The sequence below is a fragment of the Corynebacterium genitalium ATCC 33030 genome, from assembly GCF_000143825.1.
GTDB lineage: Bacteria > Actinomycetota > Actinomycetes > Mycobacteriales > Mycobacteriaceae > Corynebacterium > Corynebacterium genitalium.
On sequence record NZ_CM000961.1, the window covers coordinates 246,073 to 270,846 of the forward strand.

27 protein-coding genes and 2 pseudogenes are annotated in these 24,774 nt (G+C 62.6%); 9 read left to right on the forward strand and 20 right to left on the reverse strand.

Features of this window, described 5'->3' with window-relative positions:
• Positions 1 to 23: 23 nt before the first annotated feature.
• The 9 genes and pseudogenes from map to rpsH all read right to left on the reverse strand — a co-directional run bounded on the left by map (position 24) and on the right by rpsH (position 5,910).
• A complete protein-coding gene (map, locus tag HMPREF0291_RS01130) occupies positions 24 to 821 on the reverse strand; it encodes a type I methionyl aminopeptidase (RefSeq protein ID WP_005286650.1) in 798 nt (265 codons plus the stop codon).
• The gene (locus tag HMPREF0291_RS01135) at positions 822 to 1,367 is read right to left on the reverse strand and encodes an adenylate kinase (RefSeq protein ID WP_005286653.1); all 546 of its coding nucleotides are present in this window, start codon (positions 1,365 to 1,367) and stop codon (positions 822 to 824) included.
• Complete coding sequence (gene secY / locus HMPREF0291_RS01140; protein WP_005286656.1) at positions 1,367 to 2,695, reverse strand: preprotein translocase subunit SecY; 1,329 nt, start codon at positions 2,693 to 2,695, stop codon at positions 1,367 to 1,369. Before secY ends, HMPREF0291_RS01135 begins: the two co-directional genes overlap by 1 nt.
• 447 nt (positions 2,696 to 3,142) lie before the next feature.
• Positions 3,143 to 3,586, reverse strand: a pseudogene (gene rplO / locus HMPREF0291_RS01145) (50S ribosomal protein L15); the annotation flags it as partial.
• A gap of 2 nt (positions 3,587 to 3,588) precedes the next feature.
• Positions 3,589 to 3,774, reverse strand: coding sequence for a 50S ribosomal protein L30 (gene rpmD, locus HMPREF0291_RS01150; protein WP_005286661.1), 186 nt, complete (start codon positions 3,772 to 3,774; stop codon positions 3,589 to 3,591).
• 6 nt (positions 3,775 to 3,780) lie between these two features.
• Positions 3,781 to 4,503 carry a 30S ribosomal protein S5 gene (rpsE, locus tag HMPREF0291_RS01155; RefSeq protein WP_005286663.1) on the reverse strand — a complete coding sequence of 241 codons (723 nt, stop codon included), beginning with the start codon at positions 4,501 to 4,503 and terminating at the stop codon, positions 3,781 to 3,783.
• 46 nt (positions 4,504 to 4,549) lie between these two features.
• Positions 4,550 to 4,954, reverse strand: a complete 405-nt coding sequence (gene rplR / locus HMPREF0291_RS01160) for a 50S ribosomal protein L18 (RefSeq protein ID WP_005286666.1) — start codon at positions 4,952 to 4,954, stop codon at positions 4,550 to 4,552.
• A gap of 3 nt (positions 4,955 to 4,957) precedes the next feature.
• Entirely contained in the window at positions 4,958 to 5,494 is a 537-nt protein-coding gene (gene rplF / locus HMPREF0291_RS01165) for a 50S ribosomal protein L6 (protein WP_005286668.1), read from the reverse strand.
• Between the two features lie 17 nt (positions 5,495 to 5,511).
• Positions 5,512 to 5,910 carry a 30S ribosomal protein S8 gene (gene rpsH, locus HMPREF0291_RS01170; RefSeq protein ID WP_005286671.1) on the reverse strand — a complete coding sequence of 133 codons (399 nt, stop codon included), beginning with the start codon at positions 5,908 to 5,910 and terminating at the stop codon, positions 5,512 to 5,514.
• A gap of 501 nt (positions 5,911 to 6,411) precedes the next feature.
• Here rpsH and HMPREF0291_RS01175 point away from each other — a divergent pair.
• From HMPREF0291_RS01175 to HMPREF0291_RS01190, 4 genes are read left to right on the forward strand one after another with little or no spacing between them, the layout of a single operon-like run.
• On the forward strand, positions 6,412 to 6,897 hold the full coding sequence (locus HMPREF0291_RS01175; protein ID WP_005286674.1) for a carboxymuconolactone decarboxylase family protein: 486 nt from the start codon (positions 6,412 to 6,414) through the stop codon (positions 6,895 to 6,897).
• Positions 6,898 to 6,916: 19 nt separating this feature from the next.
• Positions 6,917 to 7,915 carry an L-lactate dehydrogenase gene (locus tag HMPREF0291_RS01180; protein WP_005286677.1) on the forward strand — a complete coding sequence of 333 codons (999 nt, stop codon included), beginning with the start codon at positions 6,917 to 6,919 and terminating at the stop codon, positions 7,913 to 7,915.
• A 13-nt stretch (positions 7,916 to 7,928) separates the two neighbouring features.
• Positions 7,929 to 8,408 carry a hypothetical protein gene (locus tag HMPREF0291_RS01185; protein WP_005286680.1) on the forward strand — a complete coding sequence of 160 codons (480 nt, stop codon included), beginning with the start codon at positions 7,929 to 7,931 and terminating at the stop codon, positions 8,406 to 8,408.
• A gap of 33 nt (positions 8,409 to 8,441) precedes the next feature.
• Positions 8,442 to 9,134: a hypothetical protein gene (locus HMPREF0291_RS01190; RefSeq protein ID WP_005286683.1), complete on the forward strand. Its 693-nt coding sequence runs from the start codon at positions 8,442 to 8,444 to the stop codon at positions 9,132 to 9,134.
• Positions 9,135 to 9,218: 84 nt separating this feature from the next.
• Here HMPREF0291_RS01190 and HMPREF0291_RS01195 read toward each other — a convergent pair whose 3' ends face one another.
• The 4 genes from HMPREF0291_RS01195 to rplE (HMPREF0291_RS01210) form a co-directional block, all read right to left on the reverse strand.
• Entirely contained in the window at positions 9,219 to 10,622 is a 1,404-nt protein-coding gene (locus tag HMPREF0291_RS01195; protein ID WP_005286686.1) for an FtsX-like permease family protein, read from the reverse strand.
• Positions 10,623 to 10,626: 4 nt separating this feature from the next.
• Positions 10,627 to 11,349, reverse strand: coding sequence for an ABC transporter ATP-binding protein (locus HMPREF0291_RS01200; RefSeq protein ID WP_005286689.1), 723 nt, complete (start codon positions 11,347 to 11,349; stop codon positions 10,627 to 10,629).
• A gap of 240 nt (positions 11,350 to 11,589) precedes the next feature.
• Positions 11,590 to 12,852 carry an esterase-like activity of phytase family protein gene (locus tag HMPREF0291_RS01205; protein WP_005286693.1) on the reverse strand — a complete coding sequence of 421 codons (1,263 nt, stop codon included), beginning with the start codon at positions 12,850 to 12,852 and terminating at the stop codon, positions 11,590 to 11,592.
• Positions 12,853 to 13,024: 172 nt separating this feature from the next.
• Complete coding sequence (gene rplE, locus HMPREF0291_RS01210) at positions 13,025 to 13,555, reverse strand: 50S ribosomal protein L5 (RefSeq protein WP_050748764.1); 531 nt, start codon at positions 13,553 to 13,555, stop codon at positions 13,025 to 13,027.
• Between rplE (HMPREF0291_RS01210) and HMPREF0291_RS11450 the strand changes: the two are divergent.
• Positions 13,552 to 13,737: pseudogene (locus HMPREF0291_RS11450) on the forward strand (HAD hydrolase-like protein); the annotation flags it as partial. The gene rplE (HMPREF0291_RS01210) and the pseudogene HMPREF0291_RS11450 sit on opposite strands and share 4 nt — an antisense overlap.
• Before the next feature lie 35 nt (positions 13,738 to 13,772).
• On the opposite strand, the gene HMPREF0291_RS01215 reads toward HMPREF0291_RS11450, so the two are convergent.
• From HMPREF0291_RS01215 to HMPREF0291_RS01230, 4 genes are read right to left on the reverse strand one after another with little or no spacing between them, the layout of a single operon-like run.
• Positions 13,773 to 14,579 carry an ABC transporter ATP-binding protein gene (locus HMPREF0291_RS01215; RefSeq protein WP_050748765.1) on the reverse strand — a complete coding sequence of 269 codons (807 nt, stop codon included), beginning with the start codon at positions 14,577 to 14,579 and terminating at the stop codon, positions 13,773 to 13,775.
• A 35-nt stretch (positions 14,580 to 14,614) separates the two neighbouring features.
• A complete protein-coding gene (locus HMPREF0291_RS01220) occupies positions 14,615 to 15,643 on the reverse strand; it encodes a FecCD family ABC transporter permease (RefSeq protein WP_005286703.1) in 1,029 nt (342 codons plus the stop codon).
• Positions 15,644 to 16,663, reverse strand: coding sequence for a FecCD family ABC transporter permease (locus tag HMPREF0291_RS01225; protein WP_005286706.1), 1,020 nt, complete (start codon positions 16,661 to 16,663; stop codon positions 15,644 to 15,646). It abuts the gene before it with no gap.
• Between the two features lie 7 nt (positions 16,664 to 16,670).
• Positions 16,671 to 17,612 carry an ABC transporter substrate-binding protein gene (locus HMPREF0291_RS01230; protein ID WP_005286709.1) on the reverse strand — a complete coding sequence of 314 codons (942 nt, stop codon included), beginning with the start codon at positions 17,610 to 17,612 and terminating at the stop codon, positions 16,671 to 16,673.
• 130 nt (positions 17,613 to 17,742) lie between these two features.
• Here HMPREF0291_RS01230 and HMPREF0291_RS01235 point away from each other — a divergent pair, with 130 nt between their 5' ends.
• Positions 17,743 to 18,537 (forward strand): siderophore-interacting protein, encoded by a 795-nt coding sequence (locus tag HMPREF0291_RS01235; RefSeq protein WP_005286711.1) that lies wholly within the window; start codon positions 17,743 to 17,745, stop codon positions 18,535 to 18,537.
• A gap of 88 nt (positions 18,538 to 18,625) precedes the next feature.
• On the opposite strand, the gene rplE (HMPREF0291_RS01240) is transcribed toward HMPREF0291_RS01235, so the two are convergent.
• The 3 genes from rplE (HMPREF0291_RS01240) to rplN are packed head-to-tail and all read right to left on the reverse strand — an operon-like array spanning position 18,626 to position 19,893.
• Positions 18,626 to 19,210 (reverse strand): 50S ribosomal protein L5, encoded by a 585-nt coding sequence (gene rplE / locus HMPREF0291_RS01240; RefSeq protein ID WP_005286712.1) that lies wholly within the window; start codon positions 19,208 to 19,210, stop codon positions 18,626 to 18,628.
• On the reverse strand, positions 19,210 to 19,524 hold the full coding sequence (gene rplX / locus HMPREF0291_RS01245; RefSeq protein ID WP_005286714.1) for a 50S ribosomal protein L24: 315 nt from the start codon (positions 19,522 to 19,524) through the stop codon (positions 19,210 to 19,212). The genes rplE (HMPREF0291_RS01240) and rplX overlap by 1 nt, the downstream gene beginning before the upstream one ends.
• On the reverse strand, positions 19,525 to 19,893 hold the full coding sequence (gene rplN / locus HMPREF0291_RS01250) for a 50S ribosomal protein L14 (protein ID WP_040423424.1): 369 nt from the start codon (positions 19,891 to 19,893) through the stop codon (positions 19,525 to 19,527).
• A 327-nt stretch (positions 19,894 to 20,220) separates the two neighbouring features.
• Between rplN and HMPREF0291_RS01255 the strand changes: the two genes are divergently transcribed.
• Genes HMPREF0291_RS01255 through HMPREF0291_RS01265 form a run of 3 tightly spaced genes read left to right on the forward strand, consistent with a single transcriptional unit; the run spans position 20,221 to position 24,502 of the window.
• Positions 20,221 to 21,015: a formate/nitrite transporter family protein gene (locus tag HMPREF0291_RS01255; protein WP_005286720.1), complete on the forward strand. Its 795-nt coding sequence runs from the start codon at positions 20,221 to 20,223 to the stop codon at positions 21,013 to 21,015.
• Positions 21,016 to 21,035: 20 nt separating this feature from the next.
• The gene (locus HMPREF0291_RS01260; protein WP_005286723.1) at positions 21,036 to 22,904 is read left to right on the forward strand and encodes a GTPase family protein; all 1,869 of its coding nucleotides are present in this window, start codon (positions 21,036 to 21,038) and stop codon (positions 22,902 to 22,904) included.
• A complete protein-coding gene (locus tag HMPREF0291_RS01265; protein WP_005286726.1) occupies positions 22,904 to 24,502 on the forward strand; it encodes a GTPase in 1,599 nt (532 codons plus the stop codon). Before HMPREF0291_RS01260 ends, HMPREF0291_RS01265 begins: the two co-directional genes overlap by 1 nt.
• Positions 24,503 to 24,774: the final 272 nt, after the last annotated feature.

Genomic DNA, 24,774 nt, shown 5'->3' on the forward strand with positions numbered 1-24,774 from the left:
CACGTTGAATAACTTTGCTGGTTCTACCCTGTCCGCGGCGTCAAAATTCGCGGTCCGTTTTCAGTCGCAGCGACAGTGTGCTCCCAGTGAGCAGCCGGTGAGCCATCAGCGGTAACGACCGTCCAGTCATCCTCCAGGACGACCGAATCGGTCTCACCCCCCAGAATGAGCATCGGTTCAATCGCCAGCACCGACCCTGCCTGAATCAGCGGGCCACGGCCAGGCCGGCCTTCATTCTCCAGGTACGGGTCTTCGTGCATCGCGCGGCCAATACCGTGGCCGCCGTAACCGGCGAGAATTCCCAATTCAACACCGAATGCCTGTTCAGCGCGACGGGTGGCTTGCTCGAGCGCGTGGGAGACGTCGGTAAGCCTGTTACCCGGCACCATCGCCTGCAGGCCTTCTTCAAGTACCTGCTCGGTTGCGCGATTGAGCTTATCGACGTCCGCAGACAGCTCCCCCACCCCGAAGCTCCACGCCGAGTCACCGACCCAGCCGTCGAATGTCGCGCCGCAGTCAATGGATACTAGATCGCCGTCAGCCAGAACGATGTTCTTCCCCGGGATGCCGTGGACGACGACATCGTTCACGGACGCGCAGATCGATCCAGGAAAACCGTTGTATCCCTTGAACGTCGGAATGGCACCGTGGTCGCGGATGACCTGCTCCGCCACAGTGTCTAGATCCAGCGTGGTAGAGCCTGCGACTGCCGCCTTGCGCACTTCTTGCAGCGCGATGCCGACGATCTTGCCGGCCTCCTCCATCGCATCGAGCTCACCCGGCGTTTTCGCCGGGATCGCCCGCTTCCGGCCGAACAGCATTTACTGGCCCAGACGCTCCATAGTGCGGGCGTTGACCTCTTCAACCTCACCGTCCGCATCAATGTTGATCAAGGCGTCACCGTAGTGATCGATCAGCGGAGAGGTCTCATCGCGGTAGACCTGCAGACGGGTGCGGATGGTCTCCTCGTTGTCATCGGCGCGCCCGCGGGCGAGCATGCGCTCAACGACAACATCCTCGTCCACCTGGTAATTGATCACACCGTCGAGCTTTTGGCCCTGACGGTCAAGTAGCTCCGCGAGGATCTCGGCTTGCTCGACGGTGCGCGGGAAGCCGTCGAGAAGCCATCCGTTTTCCGCGTCCTGCTCGGCCAAACGTTCTTCGACCATGCGCGCGGTGACCTCAGTGGGCACCAGCTTGCCCGCGTCGATGTACTCCTTCGCCTCCACGCCAAGCGGAGTGCCTTCGCCGATGTTCGCGCGGAACAGATCGCCCGTGGAGATGTGGGGGATGTTCAGCTTCTCGGAGAGAATTGCTGCTTGGGTACCTTTGCCGGCACCGGGAGGGCCAAGGAGAACGAGACGCATTATTTCAACAGTCCTTCGTAGTTGGATTGCAGTAGCTGGGATTCAATTTGCTTCACCGTGGTCAGTGCCACGGACACCATAATCAGGATAGCCGTACCACCGAACGCGGACATGCCCATGTTGCCACTACCGCCGACACCCAGATCCAAAGCGATGTTCGGAAGAATGGCGATCAGGCCGAGGTAGATGGCGCCAACGAAGAGCAGACGATTCATCACAAATGCCAGGTACTCCGCAGTCGGGCGGCCCGGACGAATGCCCGGGATGAAGCCGCCGTACTTCTTCATGTTGTCGGCCTGCTCGTTCGGGTCGTACTGGATAGACACGTAGAAGTAGGCGAAGAAAATGATCAGGGTGAAGTAGATCAGGATGTACTGCCAGGATCCCGGGTTCTGCAACCACGCCATAACGTTGGACATCCACCAGTTGTCTGGCGGAACCGGCTTGTCGGAGTTGACAATCTGGGTGATCAAAACCGGGACATACATCAGCGAGGAGGCGAAGATCACCGGGATCACACCGGCCTGGTTGACCTTCAGCGGCAGGTAAGTGGAGGTACCACCGTACTGGCGGCGGCCCACCATGCGCTTCGCGTACTGCACCGGAATGCGGCGCTGGCCCTGCTCGATGAACACGATGCCGACCACGAGAAGAATCACAGCCGCGACGACCACTGCGAACACGACCGGTCCGGACTGGCTGTAGATGGACGCACCGTCCGTGGGAAGGCGGGTGGCGATACCGGCGAAGATAAGCAGGGACATACCGTTGCCCACACCCTTTTCAGTGATGATCTCGCCGAGCCACATGATCAGGATCGCACCGGAGGTCATCACAATGACCATCATGATCAGTGTCCAAATGGTGCGATCCTCCACCAGCACCGGAACGCCGCTACCCAAGAGCTGCTCACGGTCCGCGAGTGCCACGATGCCGGCAGACTGCAACAGTGCGAGCGCCACCGTGAGGTAACGCGTGTACTGCGTCATCTTGGTCTGGCCGGCCTGGCCTTCCTTCTTCAGCTCCTCGAAGCGCGGAATGACCACTGTCAGCAGCTGGGTGATGATCGACGCCGTAATGTACGGCATAATGCCGATGGCGAAGATGGATAGCTGCAGCAGCGCGCCCCCCGAGAACAAGCTGATCACGGAGAAGATGTTCGACTCTCCGCTCTCCGTCAGAGCGGAGAGACGCTCCGCGATGATCGCGTAGTCGACTCCCGGGGTGGGGATCTGCGCACCGATGCGGTACAGAACAATCAGCGCAATGGTGATCAGGATCTTCTTGCGTAGATCGGCGTCCTTGAACGCTTGAACAATGGCTGACACGTGGCCTCCTGGCTCCTCTGGCCGTGGCAGCACCAGAGAAGATTGCGGACAGTTATGTACGGTTCGCACCCGGCACACACACCGGGGCATATTTGACTTGTTCACCCTAGCAGGTGCACCGGACAAACCATGAAACGGCAACTAGTACAAGGCCTTTTCCGTGGGCTTCTCACCGCGCCCGTGGCACACCCCTGCCTGCGAACCGAGCGATAAAACCTCGGCGCCACAATGATCCCGCGGCGTGAAAAATCCCCACGACGGCGGAAATGAATCCGTCATCGCGGGGATGGACGTGGAGCTTTCGAGGGGTTAGTTCTCCTCGTCAGCCTCGTCTGCTGCCGGCCTTGTCATGGAGGCCGTGCCCGTCAACGGGTCAGACTCCTTGACGCCCTGAGCGTCAGCGGCATCAGCCGCGGCGTCGGTCTGGACAGCCGTGGCGCGGGACACTGCCTCGGTGGTGGTGCCACCAGCGGCAGTGATCTTCTCCGACGCGGACTTGGAGAACTTCTCGGCGGTGATGTTCAGCTTGACGCTGATCTCACCGTCACCGAGCACCTTCACCGGCTGGTTCTTGCGAACCAGGCCAGCGTCAGCAATGTCAGCGGTGGTGATGGTGCCGCCCTCCGGGAAGGCCTTTGCCAGGTCGGAAACGTTGACAACCTGGTAGATGACCTTGTTCGGGTTCTTGAAGCCCTTCAGCTTCGGCAGGCGCATGTGAAGCGGCATCTGGCCACCTTCGAATGCTGCCGACACCTGCTTGCGGGCCTTGGTGCCCTTGGTACCGCGGCCAGCGGTCTTGCCCTTGGACGCCTCACCGCGGCCGACACGGGTCTTCGCCTTGTTTGCACCCTCAGCCGGGCGCAGATCATGGAGCTTGATTACTTCAGCCATGTTTACTCCCCTGCTACTTCTTCGACGGTGACCAGGTGGCGCACCTTGAGGATCATGCCGCGAGTAGCGTCATTGTCCTTCTTGACCACGGAGTGGCCAATCTTGCGCAGACCCAGAGCCTCAATGTTCTTGCGGGTCGTCGGCTTCTCACCGACGAGACCGTGGTTCAAAGTGATCTTCAGTGCCATGGTGGGTTACGCCTCCTGTCCTGCGCGTGCACGCAGCATACGGGCCGGAGCGACCTCCTCGATGGACTTGCCGCGGCGTGCAGCAACTTCCTCGGGGCGGACGAGTTCCTTCAGGCCGGCAACGGTGGCCTGAACCACGTTGAGGGCGTTGTCGGAACCGAGGGACTTGGCCAGGATGTCCTGGACACCAGCGCACTCGAGCACCGGGCGGGCAGCGCCGCCGGCGATGACACCGGTACCGGGAGCTGCCGGGCGGAGCATCACGATGCCCGCTGCGGCCTCGCCCTGGACCGGGTGAGGGATGGTGCCGCCGATCATCGGGACGCGGAAGAAGTTCTTGCGAGCCTCTTCAGCACCCTTCTGAATTGCGGCCGGAACTTCCTTGGCCTTGCCGTAGCCGACACCGACCATGCCCTGGCCGTCGCCGACGACCACGAGTGCGGTGAAGGACATGTTGCGGCCACCCTTAACGGTCTTGGCCACACGGTTGATGGTCACGACGCGCTCGATGTACTTGTCGCGCTCGTCGTCGCGGCCACCGCGATCGTTGCGGCGGTCGTCACGGCGGCCGCGGCCACCGCGGTCGCCTCGGTCATTACGGTCACCGCGGCCGTTACGGTCGCCGCGACCGCGGTTGTCGTTGTTGTCCGTTGCAGCGTTGTCTGCTGCAGCGTTCTGGTTCTGGTCCTCGGCGGATGCTCCGCCTTCACGCTGTTCACGCTCGGCCATTACGCGATCCTTCCGTTGATGTTTGCGAACTTTGCTGCGGTGATCATTAGAACTTCAAACCACCTTCGCGGGCTGCGTCTGCAAGCGCTGCGACGCGGCCGTGGTACTTGTAACCGGCGCGGTCGAAAACGACCTCGTCGATGCCAGCTGCCTTGGCACGCTCGGCGATCAGCTCGCCGACCTTCGCTGCCTTGGCCTTCTTGTCGCCCTCAACGCCGCGCACGTCCTCTTCCATGGAGGAAGCGGAGACCAGGGTGTGGCCTGCCAGGTCGTCGATGACCTGGACGTGCATGTGGCGGGAGCTGCGGTGCACGACGAGACGCGGGGTCTCCGGGGTGCCACGCAGGGTCTTGCGGATGCGGTTGTGGCGGCGGACGCGTGCTTCGCGGCGGCGGGTAGCAATGTCCCGGCCGACCGGGGTGCGCTTCTGAGTGTTTGCTTCAGTGCTCATTGTTTACTTACCCGTCTTTCCGACCTTGCGGCGAATCTGCTCACCCTCGTAGCGGATGCCCTTACCCTTGTACGGGTCATCCTTACGGAGGCGGCGGATGTTCGCGGCAATCTGGCCAACCTGCTGCTTGTTGATGCCTTCGATAGAGAACTTGGTGTTGCCGTCGACAGCGAAGGTGACGCCTTCCGGCGCCTGAATCAGAATCGGGTGCGAGTAGCCGAGGGAGAACTCAAGGTCCTTGCCCTTCTGCTGCACGCGGTAACCGACGCCGAAGATCTCCATGTTGATCTTGTAACCCTCGGTCACGCCGACAACGCAGTTGTTGATCAGCGAGCGGGACAGACCGTGGAGGGAGCGGTTGGTGCGGTGGTCGTCCGGACGGGAGACCACGATCTGGTTGTCTTCAACAGCAGCGGTGATCGGCTCCGGAACGTCCACGGACAGGGTGCCCTTCGGGCCCTTGACCTCGACGTGCTGGCCGTCGATCTTGGTTTCGACGCCGCCGGGAATAGCGATGGGTGCGTTACCTACACGAGACATGTTTTAACAAACCTCCCTTACCAGACGTAGGCGAGGACTTCCCCACCTACACCCTTCTCCTGGGCCTGGCGGTCCGTCAGCAGACCCTGGGACGTGGAGATGATGGCCACGCCCAGGCCGCCGAGAACCTGCGGCAGGTCGCCGGACTTCGCGTAGACGCGCAGACCAGGCTTGGACACACGGCGCAGGCCAGCGATGGAAGACTCGCGGGACGGGCCGTACTTCAGGTCGAGGGACAGGGTCTTGCCGACCTTTTCTTCCTCAACCGTGTAGTCAGCGATGTAGCCCTCCTGCTTGAGGATCTCCGCGATGTTGACCTTCAACTTCGAGGAGGGCATGGACACGGTCTCGTGGTGCGCGTTGTTAGCGTTGCGCACGCGAGACAGCATGTCCGCAATAGGATCTGTCATGGTCATAGTTGACCGTTTACCTTTCTCGTTGCGGTTCCCGTGACCCACCTGCGTTATCCGCGTGTTTTGTCGGGGGCTACTACAGCTACTTGGGGGCGCTCCTTGCCGCTTAGTAACGGAAGGTGCTCGCCGCCACCCTTCATACGGTCCGCATTATGGCGGGGGGCCTGCAACAATGTCGGATTGTCACGTTCAAAAACGGCTCTGAGGCGCATTCGTGCTTCGCGCTCAGGTCCGTCGGTCAACCATACAGGTCAGCGCCTGAAAAGCACAAATCGCTTATTCGATGAGGATGGGCTGGCGCGCTACGCCGAGGAGTACCGCGGCCTTCTTTCTCGGGGCATCAAGCCGTTGGTCACTCTCCACCACTTCGGCCAGCCACTGTGGCCTGCATTATCGGAGCAGTCCTGGCGCTCACCATTCGCTCCTCCCGCTAACCGGCCGCGGCCGTGATGAGTTAGCTTTCCCACACAGCACGCCGGAGCTGGGAAGACTAGGCTCGGAAATATGACCGAGCCATCCGAGACACCTAGGAAGCAACTCAGGGGCGACGCGATGCGCTCGCTGCTGCCCATGGTGAAATACACCTCGCAAAATGTGCCGGAAGACTACCGCCACCTCGTCTCATTGCGTGCCTCGGTCTTGAATGATTGCCGCGCGTGCATCGCCACCCACCGCCGCGACGCACGCAAAGACGGCTGGTCCGAGGAGGGCATCCTCAAAGCAGAGCGGTGGACCAACAACAGCGATGCGTTCAGTGAGGACGAGCAACTGGTCCTTTCGCTTACCGACGCGATAACCCACATCGACGGCGACGAATCGGTTCCGGATGACCTGTGGGATGCTGCCGTCGAAAAGCTCGGCGAAGAAGAGACACTAAACCTGCTGGTCAGCATTGTGGCCATCAACTCTTTCAACCGAGTCAGCATCGCTACCCGCACAGATCCGAAACGGATCGAAGGAACCACTGAGTTTGACCTGTCCCGTGACTAACCACCCCGAAGGAGCACCCATGACCCACCCGCACGAAAACCGCGAGATCACCAACAGCCCGACTGCCGGAAACAAAGTCGTCCTCATCGGCGCCGGTGACGTCGGCATCGCCTACGCATACGCGCTGGTCAACCAGGGCCTGTGCGACCACCTGGCCATTATCGACCTCAACGAGGAAAAGACGTGGGGCCACGTCCAGGACCTCAACCACGCCGTTCCGTGGTCCGGACACAACACCCGCGTGACCGTGGGCACCTACGAGGACTGCCGCGACGCTGCGCTCGTGGTCAACTGCGCCGGTGTCGCTCAGCGCGACGGTGAAACCCGCCTCGACCTTGTGGCACGCAACCTGAAGATTTTCGAATCCATCGTCGGCGAGGTCATGAAGCATGGCTTCAACGGCATCTTCCTCGTGGCTACCAACCCTGTCGATGTTCTGGCCTACGCCACCTGGAAGTTCTCCGGCCTGCCGTCGCGCCAGGTGATCGGCTCCGGCACCATCCTGGACACCGCCCGTTACCGTCACTCTCTCGGCGAGTACTTCGGGATTTCCTCCAACTCCGTCCACGCCTACGTCATCGGCGAGCACGGCGACACCGAACTGCCCGTCATCTCCGCTGGCTCCGCGGCAGGTGTCTCCCTGCGCGAGCGCCTGCGCCGCCTGGCTGAGGAAGACGACAACGCCTCCAACGAGATGGACACCATCTTCGAGGAGACTCGCGACGCCGCCTACAACATCATCCGCGCCAAGGGTTCCACCAGCTTCGGTATCGGTGGCGGCCTCGCCCGCATCACCAAGGCGGTCTTCCACAACGAGGACGTAGTTCTGCCGGTCAGCGCCCTGCTCGAAGGTGAGTACGGTGAGAACGACATCTACATTGGCACCCCCGCCGTGATCAACCGCACCGGCATCCGCGATGTTGTCGAACTGCATCTCGACGAGACCGAAACGCAGCAGTTCCAGCACTCCGCTAACACTCTGCGCGACGTCATGAACAGCTCCGGGCTGACCTCGTAAGCGTTTTCCCCGCATGAGCGAACCCGCACGCACCTTCGATGTGGTCGTTGAGCTGTTCAGCTATGTTTTCATGGTGATCGGCAACCTCCACATCGAAGAGGACGCGGAGCTGGATTTTTCCCGCTATCCAACGGTGGGATTCTGCCCCGGATCAATCTGCATTGGTGGGCCGTCCCCCGAAGACAGTGAGACGATCAAAGCCACCTTCACCATCGCTGACAGCTATAGCGAATGGGATGATGCTTTTGTCACTCACACCATCCACGTCGACGAAGAGGGCATCACGATTGTCGATGCGGTGGAAACGTCCATCGATGGGCCCCAAGACCACGTGGATTACAGCTACCGTCTGCCCTGGACAGGCTGGACAACGCTGCAGTTTCGCGCCCCGGACGGGTTCTACACCTACGAAGAGAACCTTAAAACACCGCGTTCACCTGAGGTCCTCGTCACTCCTGCGCCGGACCACAAGCCTTCCGTCGTGAAGCTATAAGCGGGCGACAGCCAAACCGAAACGAGACGAGACATGGGAAACACCGACCTGATCATCCACAAGCCCAACGCGCCCCTGGCCATGCCTAACCAAGAGATGATCGAGGCTGTTGCGGCCGCGTCCGACGGGCCACTTGTCGCAGACAAACAATTGGAACAGCTGCGCGATCAAGTCCTGGAGCAGAACCGTGACCTGATTGACCACGGACGCCTCTACCCAGATGGCACCGAACTTCGAGGCGACCGCTGCCTTGTTGTGGACGTCCACGACGTGGTGGTCAGCTTGGTGGCCCACCGCCTGTCGCAGATCGCCGCGGACATGGGGTTGGTCGTCGTCTTCGAATTAGGCGACCTTGTGTTGGCCTACGGCGACGACACTCCAGACATGTTCATCCGCACATACAACTGGGACATTGCCTGGGCTTCTCCTCGTGCATTGTCTCAGTGGTTGACCAGCGTGACCAATGAAATGATCTACTTCCACGACCATGGGCGCGAGGACGTGGACTTCCTCATCGTCGGAGAAACGCATGACGGGGATCGGTACATCCAGACCATGTACCAGCCCGCCGAGGGGGCGTACCTAGTGGAAGTCCGCGACGGTGGCCCCGACGCCCACTACCGGGCAATGATCGTCAGCTACGACGAGACCCTTGCAGCCTTCGAGACGTGGATGGCCACGCGCGAACGCCTACCGCAGGTTGACTGGACACTTATCGACATGTAGCCGGAAGCATCGTGCTCACGCGTCTGTGTGGCGAACTTCCTTGCCGTCGGGCGGGGTCGGTGACCTGCTGATCCCTCGCTGAGGTCAGACTCCCCCGCCCCGGAGTTGCGCGCTCGGCCCGTTGCGGAGCGGTCCGATCGTGGGGATGGCCAAGATGAGGAACAGCAATAACCACGCCCCGAGCATGCCAAGCGACATCATCTTAAACGGCCACTCGACAACCGGTGGTCCATTGAGAGCAGTCGCGGTTGCGAAGGCACAGACCACGCCACCCACAACCACTGGGACGGCTGCGACCAATGTCGCTGCAAGCGACATTGCGAAACTCTCCGCCCCGATCAGCGCGATCACCTGCCGCGGAGACATTCCGGCAGATTGTAGGAGAGCAACTTCATGCCCGCGTCCGCGCGCGGACAGTGCGACAACGGCGGCGCTGGTAGCGAACATCGACACAATCACAACGGCGATAATGATCCAAGTATCGGTCATGTTGGTTTCCGCCCCCGGTTCGAGAATCTGGACGACTGCTCCAACCGAACCCAATGCGCACAACAGCAGCCCGACGCCGCCAAGACCTGCAGCCAACGGCGCGATTGTGGTCACGTTCATGCGCGACCGTGCTGCTGCTGCACGGGTACCCAGTGCCGAAACGACCAGGTCAGTAACATCAAAAACTTTGTGCAGAACTCGAAAGAGGAATCCCACTATCTCTGGGCACATCAGGTAAACGCCGATCAAGGCGCTGGCACCTGCGTTGAAGGCGAGGTTGATGATTGGGGCTAGCCCCGCAGAAGCGAGCTGCTGGTCCAGTTTCGAGGCCGCGACGAGCGCCACAGCAATCAGGAGAAAGAAAGAACCGCTGACGATCCGCAGCACCGACGATGTGGATTTGTGGTCCGGTTGCTGAACCGTACGCAAAGCGACACCGGGTTGGATGCGGGATGCCCGGTACGCAGGCACCACACCACCCACGATGGCCGTAGCGACACTGATGATGACGACCACGAGCGGAGCCCACAGCGCGACAGTGAACCGCGGCATGTCTACGGCTGGGGACACCGCGCCATCGAATGCAGGGAGTGCCCAGAAACTTAGAAGAGTCGAGGCGATCGCCCCCATCATGGCTCCGCAGAAACTCACGATCAGCAAAATGTACAGCGTGGACAGAAACACTGCGCGCGGTGATGCCCCAAGCAAAAGCCACAGCGCGTGGGTATGCCGGGAAGCGTGAACGCTTGCTTTCCCCACAACTGTCAGAGCCACCCACGACACCAACGCGATCACGACGTAAATGGTGATGGAAAGGATTTGATACTCGGCTAGTGGGGCGCCTGCGGCAGCCACCGCGTCACGGAACTGCGGAGTCATGGTCCAGGCGTACTGGTGCACGCACAGCCCAATCATCGTGGAGATCACGCCGACCACGGCCATGGCTGGCGTCCATTCACGCCATCCGTCGGCGAACATCTTCAGAACATAGCGCTGCATCTGGTTACTCCCCGAGGCTCGAGATGATAGCCAGTAGCTCCTGGCTGGTCGTCCTCCCAACTGCGCCAGCCACCTGACCGTCGTGCATGACAATGACGTTGTCTGCCATTGCCGCAGCCTCCAGATCGTGGGTGACCATGACGATCATCTGCCCCTCGTCCGCCATGCGTCGGAGGGTGTTCAGCACGATTCCAGTGCTCTGCGAATCCAACGCGCCTGTCGGCTCGTCAGCGAAGACGATGTCTGGCCGTCGCGCTAGCGCCCGGCACAGCGCGGTCCTTTGTTGCTCGCCGCCGGACAATGTCCGGGCCGGCGCGTCGCGCCGCGCGCCTAGATGGAATGCCTCTATCAAGCCGTTGACTACGCGGCGGGGAACGTTCTCCCGGTTCAGGCGAAAAGGAAGCGTGATGTTCTCTTCAACGGAGAGAAAGGGAACGAGATTGTACTGCTGGAAGACGAACCCGATGCTCGTACGCAGCATCCGGGCCCGGTCGCTCGCGGACTGGCGGTAAATGTCCTGCCCGTTAATACTGACAAAGCCTGACGATGGTTCGTCGAGACCACTCAAACACATGAGCAACGACGATTTTCCGGATCCAGAGTGCCCAACTATCGCGGTGAGGCCGCCACCGTGCAGTTCAAGATTGCATCCGCGCAGTATTTCAGTAGTTGTCGGCCCCGATTGAACATCTCGTCGAACGTCGCTGGCGGTGAGTGTCGCGGTCATCAAAGTCTCCCTGGCAAGTACACATCTGTCGTGCGGGGCACATCCCCTATCAAGAGTCCACCGGTGTTCTCATCGAACCGGCATACAGACTCAGCCATTCTTACTCAAACGTGCCCTGCCCGGTAGTGATCGGGTTGAGATCTTTCTCCACATTCGATGTGAGTTCCGTGCACGCCGGGCATGACGCGGGAGAGCACAGCTTGCCCCACTTTGCTCGCACAGGCACCGTGGAAGCACGTGTTAGCGCACGGCAAGCAGGTGCATCAGCGTCGACTGGGAATCGTTGAAGTTGTCGTCAGTGACGACCACCATCGAGCGGCCACCGTTCGCAGCCGCGTTCTTCGGCCCCCAGGCGAGGCCCTCGACGTTGTCGGGGTGGGGCTTTTGCTTGTCAAAGTCGAAAACGAGGGTCTTGGACGCGGTCTTCTCCAAGCCGGTGAGTGCTTCGGTGCCCAGCACATCATCCGCGCCCTCAAGGTCCAGCGTGTAGATCTGCGCCATGTTCGTCTTGGTGGCTTCGTTGAATCCGCGCTCGAGCATGAGCAGGTTGCCGTTGTCGTCGGCAAGCAAAGACGTCACCCCGCGGCCCGGGCTCACACGAACTGCGTGCTCTTTGACGGCTTTACCGGAGTTCAGATCGTACACCGTGATGCGGGCAAGGGAGCTGTGGGTCTCAGAGTTCTCCGGTCCATCTTGAGCGAGAGCATCCTCGTTAATGGTGATCATCGTCTTCCCATCAGCGAGAACCGCCATCGCCTCTGGACCCTTGTTGTTGTGCACACCCTTTGTTCCCTTTTCATCGGGAGCGTGGTGCGCTGGAGCGTCGATGCGCCGGACTTCCTTCCCATCCGGCGTGGACTCAATGATCTGTGGGGCGATGAACGTGCCCTTGTCGGCTGAGCCTTCGGTGGTCCACAGGTAGTTTCCGTTCGGCAGCAAGCGGATTTCCTCGGGGTCGAGGTAATCGGAATACTCGCTCCCGTCCGCCTGCGTGAACCTGACCTCTCCGTCTTGCGTGAAGGTCTTTCCACCATCAGTCGTCTTGAAGTAGTACGCGCGAATCGGACCGTGCTCCTTCTTGTCGTCCGAGATAGCAATGTAGCGGTCCTGGTCGACGAGCTCGATGCCGCTGAGCCCGCCGATTGCCTTCTCATTGTTCCCTTCGCTGAAGTCGAAGCGATTCAGGTACTCAGCGTGAGGCTTCTCATCCCCCGGTTTGCGGGAAGAACCACCGGGTGCAGACCCGCCCTTCTGCCCCGCTGCCGCATTGATGATTGCCTGCACGATGAACGCACTCAGCCCACCGAGGGCCGCAGCGATTCCGGCGACAGCGAGCAGCGCTGCCGGTATGGGTACTTTCACACCGTTGATCACGACGTCCTGCTGTGGCAGGGCGCCGATCTCCAGCGGTGCGGGTGCCGCTTCAGCGGGCTGGACAGTTGCGGTAGTTAAAGACAGGGCGGTGGCGGCTGCGATAACCGCACGGGCTGGACGACGGGACATGCGAGCGCTCCTCGGGCAGACGGCAGAGTTGGCAGAACTGGCAGAACTGGCAGAACCAGCCCCCACCCTAATTCGAGATGCCTGCCGCAGCACGGGGAGCAACTGCCCGAACGCAAAACGCCCCCCGCGACCACGGTGTGAAACCGGGTAGCGGGGGGCGTCGATAAGCAGTTTACGGGCGCTGCATCTTGCCGTCCTTGTCCTTGAACGGGAAGCCGAAGTGGCGCAGCAGCGCACGGCCTTCCTCGTCGTTGACCGCGGAGGTCACCACGGTGATGTCCATACCGCGCGGACGGTCAACCTTGTCCACGTCGATCTCGTAGAACATGGTCTGCTCGGCGAGGCCGAAGGTGTAGTTGCCGTTGCCGTCGAACTGGGTGTCCGACAGGCCGCGGAAGTCACGAATACGCGGAAGAGCAACCGTCAGCAGACGGTCGAGGAACTCCCACATGCGGTCGCCGCGCAGGGTGACCTTCGCGCCGATCGGCATGCCTTCACGCAGCTTGAAGTTAGCGATGGACTTCTTCGCGCGACGCAACTGCGGCTTCTGGCCGGTGATCGCGGTGAGATCCTCGAGCGCACCGTTGATCATCTTCGAGTCGCGGGCAGCGTCGCCCACACCCATGTTCACGACGATCTTGGTGATGCCCGGGATCTGCATGACGTTGTCGTAACCGAACTCGTCAGCGAGCTTGCCGCGGATGTCGTCTTTGTACCGATGTCAAAGCCGGCCTCGAAGCCGGCATGCGCACCATCCTCGTGCGCACCGGCATTTCCGACGACACCGAAATTACCCGCTTTCTCTACCGCCCCACCACGATCCTCGACTCCGTAGCCGAGCTGGCAGGTCGCGTCCACGACCCGTTCAACGACAACGAGGTCTAGGGGTTCTCCTCCACACTCGCCGGTATGGGAAGCACCTAACGCACGGTCCCGCGCGGGACGATGACGGGGGCAACACCGGCTGGGTCGTCCCACACCTCGGCCCGAAGCCCGTAAGCCTGTGCCAGAACTTCCGCTGTCAAAGCCTGCTCCGGCGTGCCATGCGCCACGATGGCGCCGTCGCGCATGACCATCATCCTGTCGGAAAACATGCCGGCCAGCATGAGGTCGTGCAGGACCATTACCACGGCCTTGCCACCGCGCGCCTGCTCCCGTGCGAGGGAGAGCATGTCAATGGCGTGGGCGGGATCGAGGAAGGTAGTTGGCTCGTCGAGCAGCAGCACGGATGTGTCCTGCGCCAAGGTCATGGCCAGCCACACTCGCTGACGCTGTCCGCCGCTCAAAGCGTCGATATCGCGTTCAAGGAGGTCGCTGATCCCCGTGGCCTCGCAGGCGCGGGCGATAGCCTCATGGTCAGCGGCGGACGGACCAGCCATGCGAGCTTGGTGCGGATGTCGCCCGCGGGCGACGAGCTCCCCGACATACAACCCGCCCGGCGCGCTCGGGTGCTGCGGCAGGAGAGCCACTCGGCGAGCGGCCTCGCGCGCCGACAGGGAGTGGATATCGACACCGTCGACGTGCACCATTCCCGCACTGGGCACAAGGAGTTTGGACATCGCCTTGAGCAATGTGGACTTGCCGCAGCCATTCGGCCCAATGAGCGTGGTCACCTCCCCTGCGCGCGCCGTTAAGTCGATGCCGTGGAGCACCTCCGCTCCGTCCCCGTAACCCACCCTGATGCCCTGAGCCACAAGTGCGTCCGCGGTCCGTGTCTTGCTGTTCATTTCCTTGCTTTCCTTCTGGATTGTTGCGTCTCGCGCTAGCGGTCTCGGCTCCACACCAGCACCACCAGAACGACCCCTCCGAGAGCGGCGGAAACAGCTCCCACCGGCGCGGTCGACGGGATGAAACCACCGATCACAGAGCACACCCCCAAGATCGCCGCCCCCGCAGCCCCCGCCACCACCGGCGAGGGGGTCGGGGTGCCGGCGACGAGCCGACCGAAGTGCGGAGCGATAAGCGCGACGAAGCCGATCGGCCCGGCAGCTGCGACCACCACCGCCGATACACCCGTGGCCGCGATGAGCAACGCCCGGCGCTGCTCAGTAATGCTCACTCCGAGCATCGCGGCCGAGTCGTCGTCATGCGCTAAAACCGGCAGGTCGCGTCCGCACCACACCCCGAGCGCGACGAAGGGCGCAAGTCCCAGCAGCAGCGGGAGGATGGCATCCATGCGGACAAACTCAGTGGACCCAGCCAGCCAGGTCTGTGCCTCGGCGGCGCGCAGGATCTCGGCGCGAAGCAGCAGGTAGCTCACCGCCGCATGCAGCATGAGAGACAGCGCGACACCAACGATGACGATCCTGTCACTTGTGCCAATTCCCCCGATCAGCGCCAGCACCGCGACGACGGCAGCCGCGCCCACCAGTGCGAGCAGCGCACGCCACCAGAAGACGGGGATCTCGTCCGCAAAGGAGGGGCGGTAGGTGATGCTACCCAGCACCACGAAAGCCGCCGCACCGGAGGTCACCCCCAAAATATCCGGGGAGGCCAGCATGTTGCGTGACATCGACTGCGTCCACGCCCCCGCCATTCCGAGCGCTGCCCCGACGATGAGTGTCGCCAGGGCGACGGGCATCCGCAGGTCCCACACCGCCATGATCTCGCGGTTGGTGCCACCTCCGGTAAGCACGTCCACCACACGCGCTGGGCTCAGCTCCAACGCCCCCTGCCCGAGAAGGACCAGGTAGGCGGCTCCAGCCACGGTGGCGAACATAGCTCCGGCGACGGCCGTCCTTCTCCTGCGCTCCCGCCGCTGCGCACCCAGGATCTCTACGATCCGGTCCATCTACGCCACCGCCTTCTGCATCGTCGAGCCCTGGCGCACCGCCGCGATGAGCACAGGCCCGCCAATCACGGCCATGACAATCGACATCTCGACTTCGCCGGGACGCATGATGAGTCGCCCAACGACATCTGCGAGCAGCACCAACGCTCCGCCGAACAGGGCCGATGACAGCAGGAGACGGCTAACCTGAGGACCGACGACGCGACGCATGATGTGCGGCGCCGCAAAGCCGACGAAGGCGACGGGTCCGGCGGTCGCGGTGGCGCAACCGGCGAGAATCACCACGCCGAGTGCCGCGAAAACCCGCGCCAGCCGGGGCGAGCCGCCCAGCGCGAGGGATGTCTCCTCCCCCATGGCCAAAAGGTCCAGGGGACGTGCGGCTAACACAGCGACCAGCATCCCGACAGCGAGCCCGGTCCACGCAACAGCAGCGTCGGCATAGCCGCGGCCGATGGTCGAGCCGACCACCCAGTGCCGCATGCTGTCGAGCACCTCAGTGTCGAACAGTCCGATGAGGACTGAACCCGCGCTCAAGGAGGCGCCGACTCCCATACCCACCAAAATCAGAGTGAGCGGGCTGGCAGAGCGGCGTGACACGACGAGCACCAGAGCAGAAGCGGCAGCCGCACCAACGAAAGCGTGCACGGTGGCTCCGGCAAGGCCCGCCACCGTGCCCATGGCGCTACCGAGGGCCACCGCGAACGCTGCGCCCGCGGTGACTCCGATGAACCCGGGGTCCGCTAGCGGATTGCGTGTCCACGCCTGAGCCAAAACGCCGGCAACGGCCAAGCACGCCCCGACGGCATAGGCGAGCAGGGTGCGCGGAACGCGTAGCTGCCAGAAGATGGTGCGCACGTCGATGCTGCCTTGCCCTGCTGCCGCGCCGGCGAGCTCACCAAGCGGGATCGCGCGTGATCCAAGAGCGAGTGAGGCCACCACCGCCATGGCAGAAACGGCAACAAGTGTGATGAGCGCTCGTCGCGTTGCCGCGGTGCGGACCAGGATATTAGCTGTGCTCATCGGGCTCTCAGAGCTGTTCCTCGAACCTCTCCGCGACCCAAGGGATGGTCACCGGGTTGGGCATGCTCATAGCGCTGCCGGTATCGGTGTCGAGGTAGTGCACGCGCCCATCGCGCACCACATCGAGATTCTTGAACGTCGGGTCATCTTTGATCTGGTCGACCAGGCCGTTGTAGTCGAGGACAAACAGGTAGTCCACGTTATTGAGCTCGGTGTAATTCTCCGGCGCATAATCGACGAAGAAAGTCGAGCCGTCGCCCTGCAGCTCATCCGGGATATCAAAGCCTAAGTCCTCGATGAACTGCCCTCGCCCGTCCTCGGCCGTGTAGAGGCCGATCTTGCCGTCGTACGGCATGACGATGGCGGCACGCGAGCCCTGCACCTCAGGGTGGTCCCGGCGGAAATCATCGAAGACCTGCTGCGTCTGCTTGATCAGCTCCTGGCCCTCAGACTCCTTTCCGACGCCTTCGGCAATCGCAGTGACCTGATCTTCCCAGGGGACCTGCCAGTCGTCGAACTCTTCAGGAGCAAGCGTCGTCGGCGCGATGTTTTCCAGTGATTCCTGGGCTTCGACATCGACCGCCTGGTTCACGGCGACAATGTGGGTGGGGTCCGCGGCAGAGACCTGCTCGAGAATATCGGCGGTAAAGCCACTAGCGGTGTTATAGATGGCCACGGGGTCGGCATCGCCAAGCAAGTGCTCAGACCACGGACCGACTCCGGAAGGGCCAATGTCTCCCTCCGCTCCCCACGGGGCAACGGCGACAGGAGTGATGCCGAGGGCGAGCAGCGTGTCAGCGTCGCCGAGGCCGAGGCTAGCCACGCGCATCTCGGCGGAGTTCGCCGCTGGCTCGGGCTCACCCTCGCCACGCGAGCAGCCCGTCAGTGCGACGGCGGCGGTTGCCACGAGGGCGACGGTGCTGGCGGCACGCTTTTTCAGAAAGTTCATAGTGGGGTCCTTGGAGCATCTAGGCCCATTTAGGGCACAAAAATGTGTTCAAATTGTGTCGACTGTCGTACCGTAGACCCCACAGGCAGAATAAAGCAAGCCTCACCTTACTTAGAAAACTCTACGACACATGCCAACACACCTCCTCCACCCCGTCACCCTCGTCGCCAACGAGCAGCTCAAGCCACGTCTGCACCGCCTCACCTTCACCGGGGAGGCTTTCGCGGACTACCCCTTGAGCGGCCCCGACGAGTATTTCGGCTTAGTCATGCCGAAGCCGGGCCACCCCTTCCGCCCCTTCAGCTTCAGCGGCGTCAACATCCGCGCGGCGGTGGCAGCAATCCCCGAGGAGACACGCCCCGCCCTCCGCTGGTACACCATTCGCAGCCTCGACAGGGCACGCAAGCTTATCGACGTCGACGTGGTCACCCACGGCGATTCCGGCCCCGGTTCCCGGTGGATCCGCCAGGCACGCCCAGGCGACACCGCCGGCATGTTCACGTGCCCCGCCCTGTGGAAGCCTCCGGCATCCTCGCAGCTACTCGTCGCCGATGCCTCAGCGCTGCCCGCCTTGCGCCATATCCTGGCCTACCAGGAGGCCAACGCACCCCAGGCCCTCACACAGACCCACGCCGTCGCCGTCGTCACGTCCCCAGAGGAAATCGAGGACGGCCTGGCTGAGCAGTGGCACGAAAAGCTCGCCTCCCTCACCGTCATAGAAGCACCGAAAACCGCCGAGACCGAAGCCACTCTGGCCGTCCTGCGCGAACACTTCGACGCAGGGCAACCGCCGCGCTCCGTGTGGGTCTCCGGCGAAGGGAACCTCACCAAATCCGTACGCGCACTCGCCGTGAAGGACTGGAGCCTTGCCCCGTCCGACGTGGTCTGGGTCCCGTTCTGGTTCCACGGCAAGGCCCGGCCATAACTTCCCCATAAACGACAAACACCCCCGTCACAGCCCGGAGAGCGGGCGGTGCGGGGGTGAGACGTCGACAAGCGAATGCGTTATGCGCTTACGGGCGCTGCATCTTGCCGTCCTTGTCCTTGAACGGGAAGCCGAAGTGGCGCAGCAGCGCACGGCCTTCCTCGTCGTTGACCGCGGAGGTCACCACGGTGATGTCCATACCGCGCGGACGGTCAACCTTATCCACGTCGATCTCGTAGAACATGGTCTGCTCGGCGAGGCCGAAGGTGTAGTTGCCGTTGCCGTCGAACTGGGTGTCCGACAGGCCGCGGAAGTCACGAATACGCGGAAGAGCAACCGTCAGCAGACGGTCGAGGAACTCCCACATGCGGTCGCCGCGCAGGGTGACCTTCGCGCCGATCGGCATGCCTTCACGCAGCTTGAAGTTAGCGATGGACTTCTTCGCGCGACGCAACTGCGGCTTCTGGCCGGTGATCGCGGTGAGATCCTCGAGCGCACCGTTGATCATCTTCGAGTCGCGGGCAGCGTCGCCCACACCCATGTTCACGACGATCTTGGTGATGCCCGGGATCTGCATGACGTTGTCGTAACCGAACTCCTCGGCGAGCTTGCCGCGGATCTCGTCCTGGTAACGCGTCTTCAGGCGCGGAGTGTAGTTCTGAATCTCAGTCATTAGATGTCCTCCCCGTTCGACTTGGCCACGCGGACCTTCTTGCCGTCCTCGTCGAAGCGGTAGCCAACGCGGGTCGGGGTGCCCTCGGAGTCAAGGATCATCACGTTGGACACGTGGATCGGAGCCTCCTGGGTGACAATGCCGCCGGACTCAGCGCCGCGCTCGTTGTACGAGTTAGCAACGTGCTTCTTCACACGGTTCACGCCCTCGACCAGGACACGCTCACGCTTCGGGTACGCCTCGATGACGCGACCCTGAGCGCCCTTGTCCTTACCGGCGATGACCTGGACCATATCGCCCTTCTTGATCTTCAACTAGATCACCTCCGGTGCGAGAGAAACGATCTTCATGAACTTCTTGTCGCGCAGCTCACGAGCAACCGGGCCGAAGATGCGGGTACCGCGCGGCTCAGTGTCGTTCTTGATCAGAACAGCTGCGTTCTCGTCGAACGAGATGTAGGAGCCGTCCGGACGACGGGTCTCCTTCTTGGCGCGCACGACGACGGCGCGGACAATCTCGCCCTCTTTCACGTTGCCGCCGGGGGCGGCTTCCTTCACGGTGGCGACAATCGTGTCGCCGATACCGGCGAAGCGTCGAACAGAACCGCCGAGGACACGGACGCACAGAATCTCACGTGCACCAGTGTTGTCGGCGACCTTCAGACGCGATTCCTGCTGAATCACTTTTGGTCTCCTGACCTGGATCAATGTGCGCCAGATTTCCGTCCTGAACGCACGTGGTCAATTGCTTTTTGCGCCTTCGCTTATCGACGGACCTCGTGCACTACAACGAGGCCGAAGGGTCTCGGCCATTCCGCTCGGAAACGCGCGTCGTGGCCGACCAGCTCCAGGCAACTGATGTATTAAAGCACGTCAACAGGTGTTGGACCAAATCATCCCAGCATGGTTAGGCTGTCGCTGCCTACGCCCCGCAAGAAGGGGGCCGAGATCACACTAAGACGTTGATCAAACCGCAGCTCAAACGTATTAAATACCGCTAATGTTGAGGGCATGAACTTCCACAAAACAGCACCAGGCATCATCGGCAGAAAACTGGACCTGTTCTCCACTGAACCGTCCCGGTTCGCAGTACGCGCGATCATGGCTGGCGTCTACCTCGGAATCATGACGTCCTTCGCCGCGGCGACCGGAACGATCATGGAAAGCTACGCCCCGGGCTGGGGCGGCTATGTCTTCGCGGCCATCTTCGCAACGACGCTGTACATCATCATCGTCTTGCAAGGCGAGCTCGCCACCGGCGACATGATGTTCATGACCTACGGGGCGGTGACCAAGCACGTGTCCGTCCTACGCGGGTTGGCGCTGATCCTGTTCGTCACACTCTTCAACTTGGTCGGTGCCGTGGTGGTGTGTTGGCTGATCTCCCATACGGTGTTCATGGGCAACATCGACCCCGAAACCCGCCTGCTGCACACCGTGCTGGAAAACAAACTCGCGAAGCCCACAGGGGGTTTGTTCGTCGAGGCGATTCTGGCGAACATGGTGGTCAACATCGCGTTCATGATGTCCACGCAGGCTGGCCAAGATTTCTCCGCCAAATTGCTCGGCATCATCGTGGTCATTCCGGCGTTCGCCGCGATGAGCTACGAGCACTCGATCGCGAACTTCGTGATGGTCCAACTCGGCGGCTTCGTTTACGGGCCCGAGACGATCGACGGGTTCACCATTGCCAATATTCTGCGCAACTGGTCCGTGGTGTGGCTGGGCAACATGGTGGGCGGCGGCCTGATTATGGGCGGCGTATACGGCTGGCTGAATCTGACCAAGACTGAGTACAAGGATTAACTTTCTGCAACAATGGGCTGGTGACTAGCCCCCAAACCACCACCCCGCCGAGCGACCCGTTAAGCGCGGTCAAGCAGCTGCGCGACTCGCTGGCCGCGACCACGCTGCCCGCCGACGCCGCCGATGAAGCCCGCGCGGTGGTCAACCAGCTCGACGACTACATCCTCCCCCGCCTGGCCAACCTCGACGCGCCGCTGTTGGCCGTGATCGGCGGGTCCACCGGATCCGGCAAGTCCACGTTGGTCAACGCCGTGTTGCAGGAGCATGTGTCGAACCCTGGGGTCATCCGCCCCACCACCCGACAGCCGGTGTTGGTGGCTAATCCGGGCGACGCGGACTGGTTCAACTCGCCGCAGGTCCTGCCCGGCCTTGCCCGTTCCCACGGCGCGGGCAACGAGCAGTCCACGACGCTGCGAGTGGTGGAAACACCCAGCATTCCTGAGGGTCTTTCGCTTCTCGACGCCCCGGATTTCGACTCCATCGATGACCGCAACCGCGCCCTTGCCAGCCAACTGCTCGCCGCAGCGGACTTGTGGATCTTCGTCACCACCCCCGCGCGCTACGCCGATCAGCTGGTGTGGAACTTTCTGCATGACGCCGCCGGTCGCGGCATCGAAGTCGTGGTCGTGCTCAACCGCCTCGACGAGGCAGCCGCAGCCACGGTCCCAGCCGATCTGCGCCGCATGATGAACGAGGCCGGCCTGGAGCGGGCCACCGTCTTCGAAGTGCCGTACGTGAAGGACTTGCAGGAGGAGTTCCTCCCGACTGAGATGGTGGCGCCGCTCCGGGACTACCTGACCTCATTGGCGGACGATTCGGCTGCCCGGCGCGAGGTGGCCGGCAAGACCGTGGCAGGTGCGGCCAACGGCGCCCTTGCCCGCGTGGATGAGTTGGTGGCTACGCGCCAGCGCAGCGAAGAATTCGCGAACCACATCGACGAGTCGATCTTAGAGCTGTACCGCTCCGCGCACCACCACATCATTGATGCCACGTCCGACGGAAAGATGCTGCGCACCGAGGTCATGGACCGCTGGCAGGACGTGGTAGGCACCTCGGACGTGTTCCGCGGTGTGGAGCGCTGGTTCAGCCAGGCGGTGGACAAGGTGGGCAGCTTCTTCAGCGGTGAGCCCGCTCCCCTGCGGGAAGTGGAGACGGAGCTGGAGTCGGGTTTGCACGCCGTGATCGTGGATGCGGCGGACTCGGCGGCGTCTCGGGCGTGGGCGCATGTGGGGGCGGTGGCACCGGAGCGTCGTCACGCAGCTGATCCCTCCTTGGCCCGCGCCAGCCAGGACATCGACGACAAGGCCGCCCAGCTCATCCGCGAATGGCAGGGGGCGATGCTGACGCGCATTCAGGACACCGCGGGCGAGAAACGCCAGCGTGCGCGCGTAATGTCGCTGGGGCTCAACGTGCTCACCGTCGCACTCATGCTGGTGGTGTTCTCCACCACGGCCGGACTGACCGGCGCTGAGATCGGCATCGCGGGAGGTTCCGCAGTGCTAGGCCAGAAGTTGCTGGAGACGGTGTTCGGCGAGGACACAGTGCGCCGCATGGCTGCCGACGCGCGCGAAGACCTCAACCAGCGTCTCGATGTGCTGCTGCGCGGCGAACGCGAGCGCTACTACGCCATCACTGACCCGCTGCTCGAGGGAACCTCTGCCGAATCCATCCGTACCGCCGCTGCTGAGGCGCGTGTGTCGATCGACGAGCGTTTCCCCGGCATCCTCACCCCGGCCCCCACTGAGCAGGTTCCCGCCGCCCATGTCCCCGAGGATGTGCGGGAAAGCTACGAGCACGGCACCCTGCGCAGCTTATTCGACCAACTGCGCGGCTCGTTTGGCACGCAATCGTCTGACGCTGAAGCTCACCGAACGGAGGGCGAGGGATAGTGGCGCTATTCAAACGCACAACTCCGCTCGGCGACCGGCTCGCCGCGTTGGAGGAAGCTGCCTCCATCGGCGCGCCCTACTTGCCTGCCGACGAGGTCCAGCGCTTCCAAGCGGTCGCGCGCGCGGGAGCGGAACGCCGCGCCCTGTCTGCTGACCACACCGTCGTAGGATTCTTTGGCGCGACCGGCTCCGGCAAGACGTCTCTGTTCAATGCGGTCGTAGGCGAGGACTTAGGCGAGGCAGCTGCGCGCCGCCCGACCACATCCTCACCTCTCGCGGCGATTTGGGAGCCGGAAGGGTCCGAAGCGCTGCTGGACTGGCTTGGGGTGGAAGACCGCCGGAGCCGCGAAGGTGAGTTCGCTCCCGGCGCCGGCCCACTCATCTTGTTGGACCTGCCTGACTTCGACTCGGTGGAAGCCTCCAACCGTGCGATCGCGGAACGCCTTGCCGGCCAAGTCGACGTGCTGGTTTGGGTCACCGACCCCGAGAAGTACGCCGACAGCGTGATCCACGACCAATTCATCCGCCCCCACGCCGGCCACGCCGAAGTCACCCTCGCCGTACTGAACAAAGCTGACCTGCTGCATGCGGACGATGTGCCCACGGTTGCCGGGAACTTCGAGAATTTGCTTCTCGACGACGGCCTTTCCCGCATCTCCGTCATCCCCACCTCCACCCGCACCGGTGAGGGCATTGAGGCGCTGCGGGGCTCCATTTCCAAGGTTGCCCGCGCGCACACTGCTCAGGCCGCCCGCATCGAAGCTGACATTCGGGCGGTGACGGAGGACTATGCGCCGGCAAGTGGGGTGGGTGGCGTCGAAAAGCACGCGAAGCGTGCCCTTGATGCGACCTTGTCTCAAGCGGCCGGGGCGGAGCGCATCGCCTCGACCACTGCCGCCGCCTACCGCAAGCGGCTGCATGAGCGCACCGGGTGGTTGTTGACCAGCTGGATCACCAGGTTCCGCCCCGATCCTCTGCGCCGGCTCGGCCTGCGGGAGGAGTCCGATGACGTCGGCGTGCACCGCACCTCGATGCCGGAGCTGGATGCATCCGGCAAAGCAGTGGCGAACAAAGGTCTGCGTGACTATTCCGCAGCCGCCGCTGCCGGCCTGCCCCACGCGTGGTCAGCGGCGGTGGCGGACCGCACCGAGGAGATTTCCCAGTCTCTGCCGGGTGAACTGGACCGTGCCGTGGCGCGCACCCGCCTCCCCGCAGAACCGTCCCGCGGATGGTTCCTGCTCACGGTGATTCAGTGGCTGGCGCTCATCGCCGCGCTGGCTGGAGTGGTTTGGTATCTGCTCGTGGCATTCGTGCCGGGCGCGCTGATGCCGCTGCTGGGTGACGACCTCGTGCCCACCGTCGAGGGCTGGCCAGTGCCCACGCTGCTCATCATGGCTGGGCTTCTGACGGGACTCATCATCGGTCTAGTCACCACCGTCTTCGGTGGGGTGATCGGCTCCGGGGTGAAGCGTCGCACCCGGAACGCGGTGCGCAGAGAGGTAGCGGAGATCTCTCAAACAGCCGTGGTGGAGCCACTGGAGAGCATACGCGCCGATTACGACAATTTCGTCGGTACGGTGACGAGCGCTGTGAGGTAGAAGCGGCGGCCGCGCTTGGCCTCGGATGCAGAACCTTGAGCAGAGCAGAGTGCTGCAATGACCCCGAGGCCGTTGCGAAGGGTAGCCGTACCAATGGGGGCACCATCCAGCCCGGAATACTACTGGCGGTTTTCCGGAATACTGCTGATCTAAACTCGCAGGTCAAAAACGTTCGTTAATGCTTATATGCCTGAGCAGTATTCCAGCGTCCAAAGGGGGCGAGCCGCCCCCCCCAGGAATCCGCAACAGTCCGAAGCCGCGGCTCTTCAGCC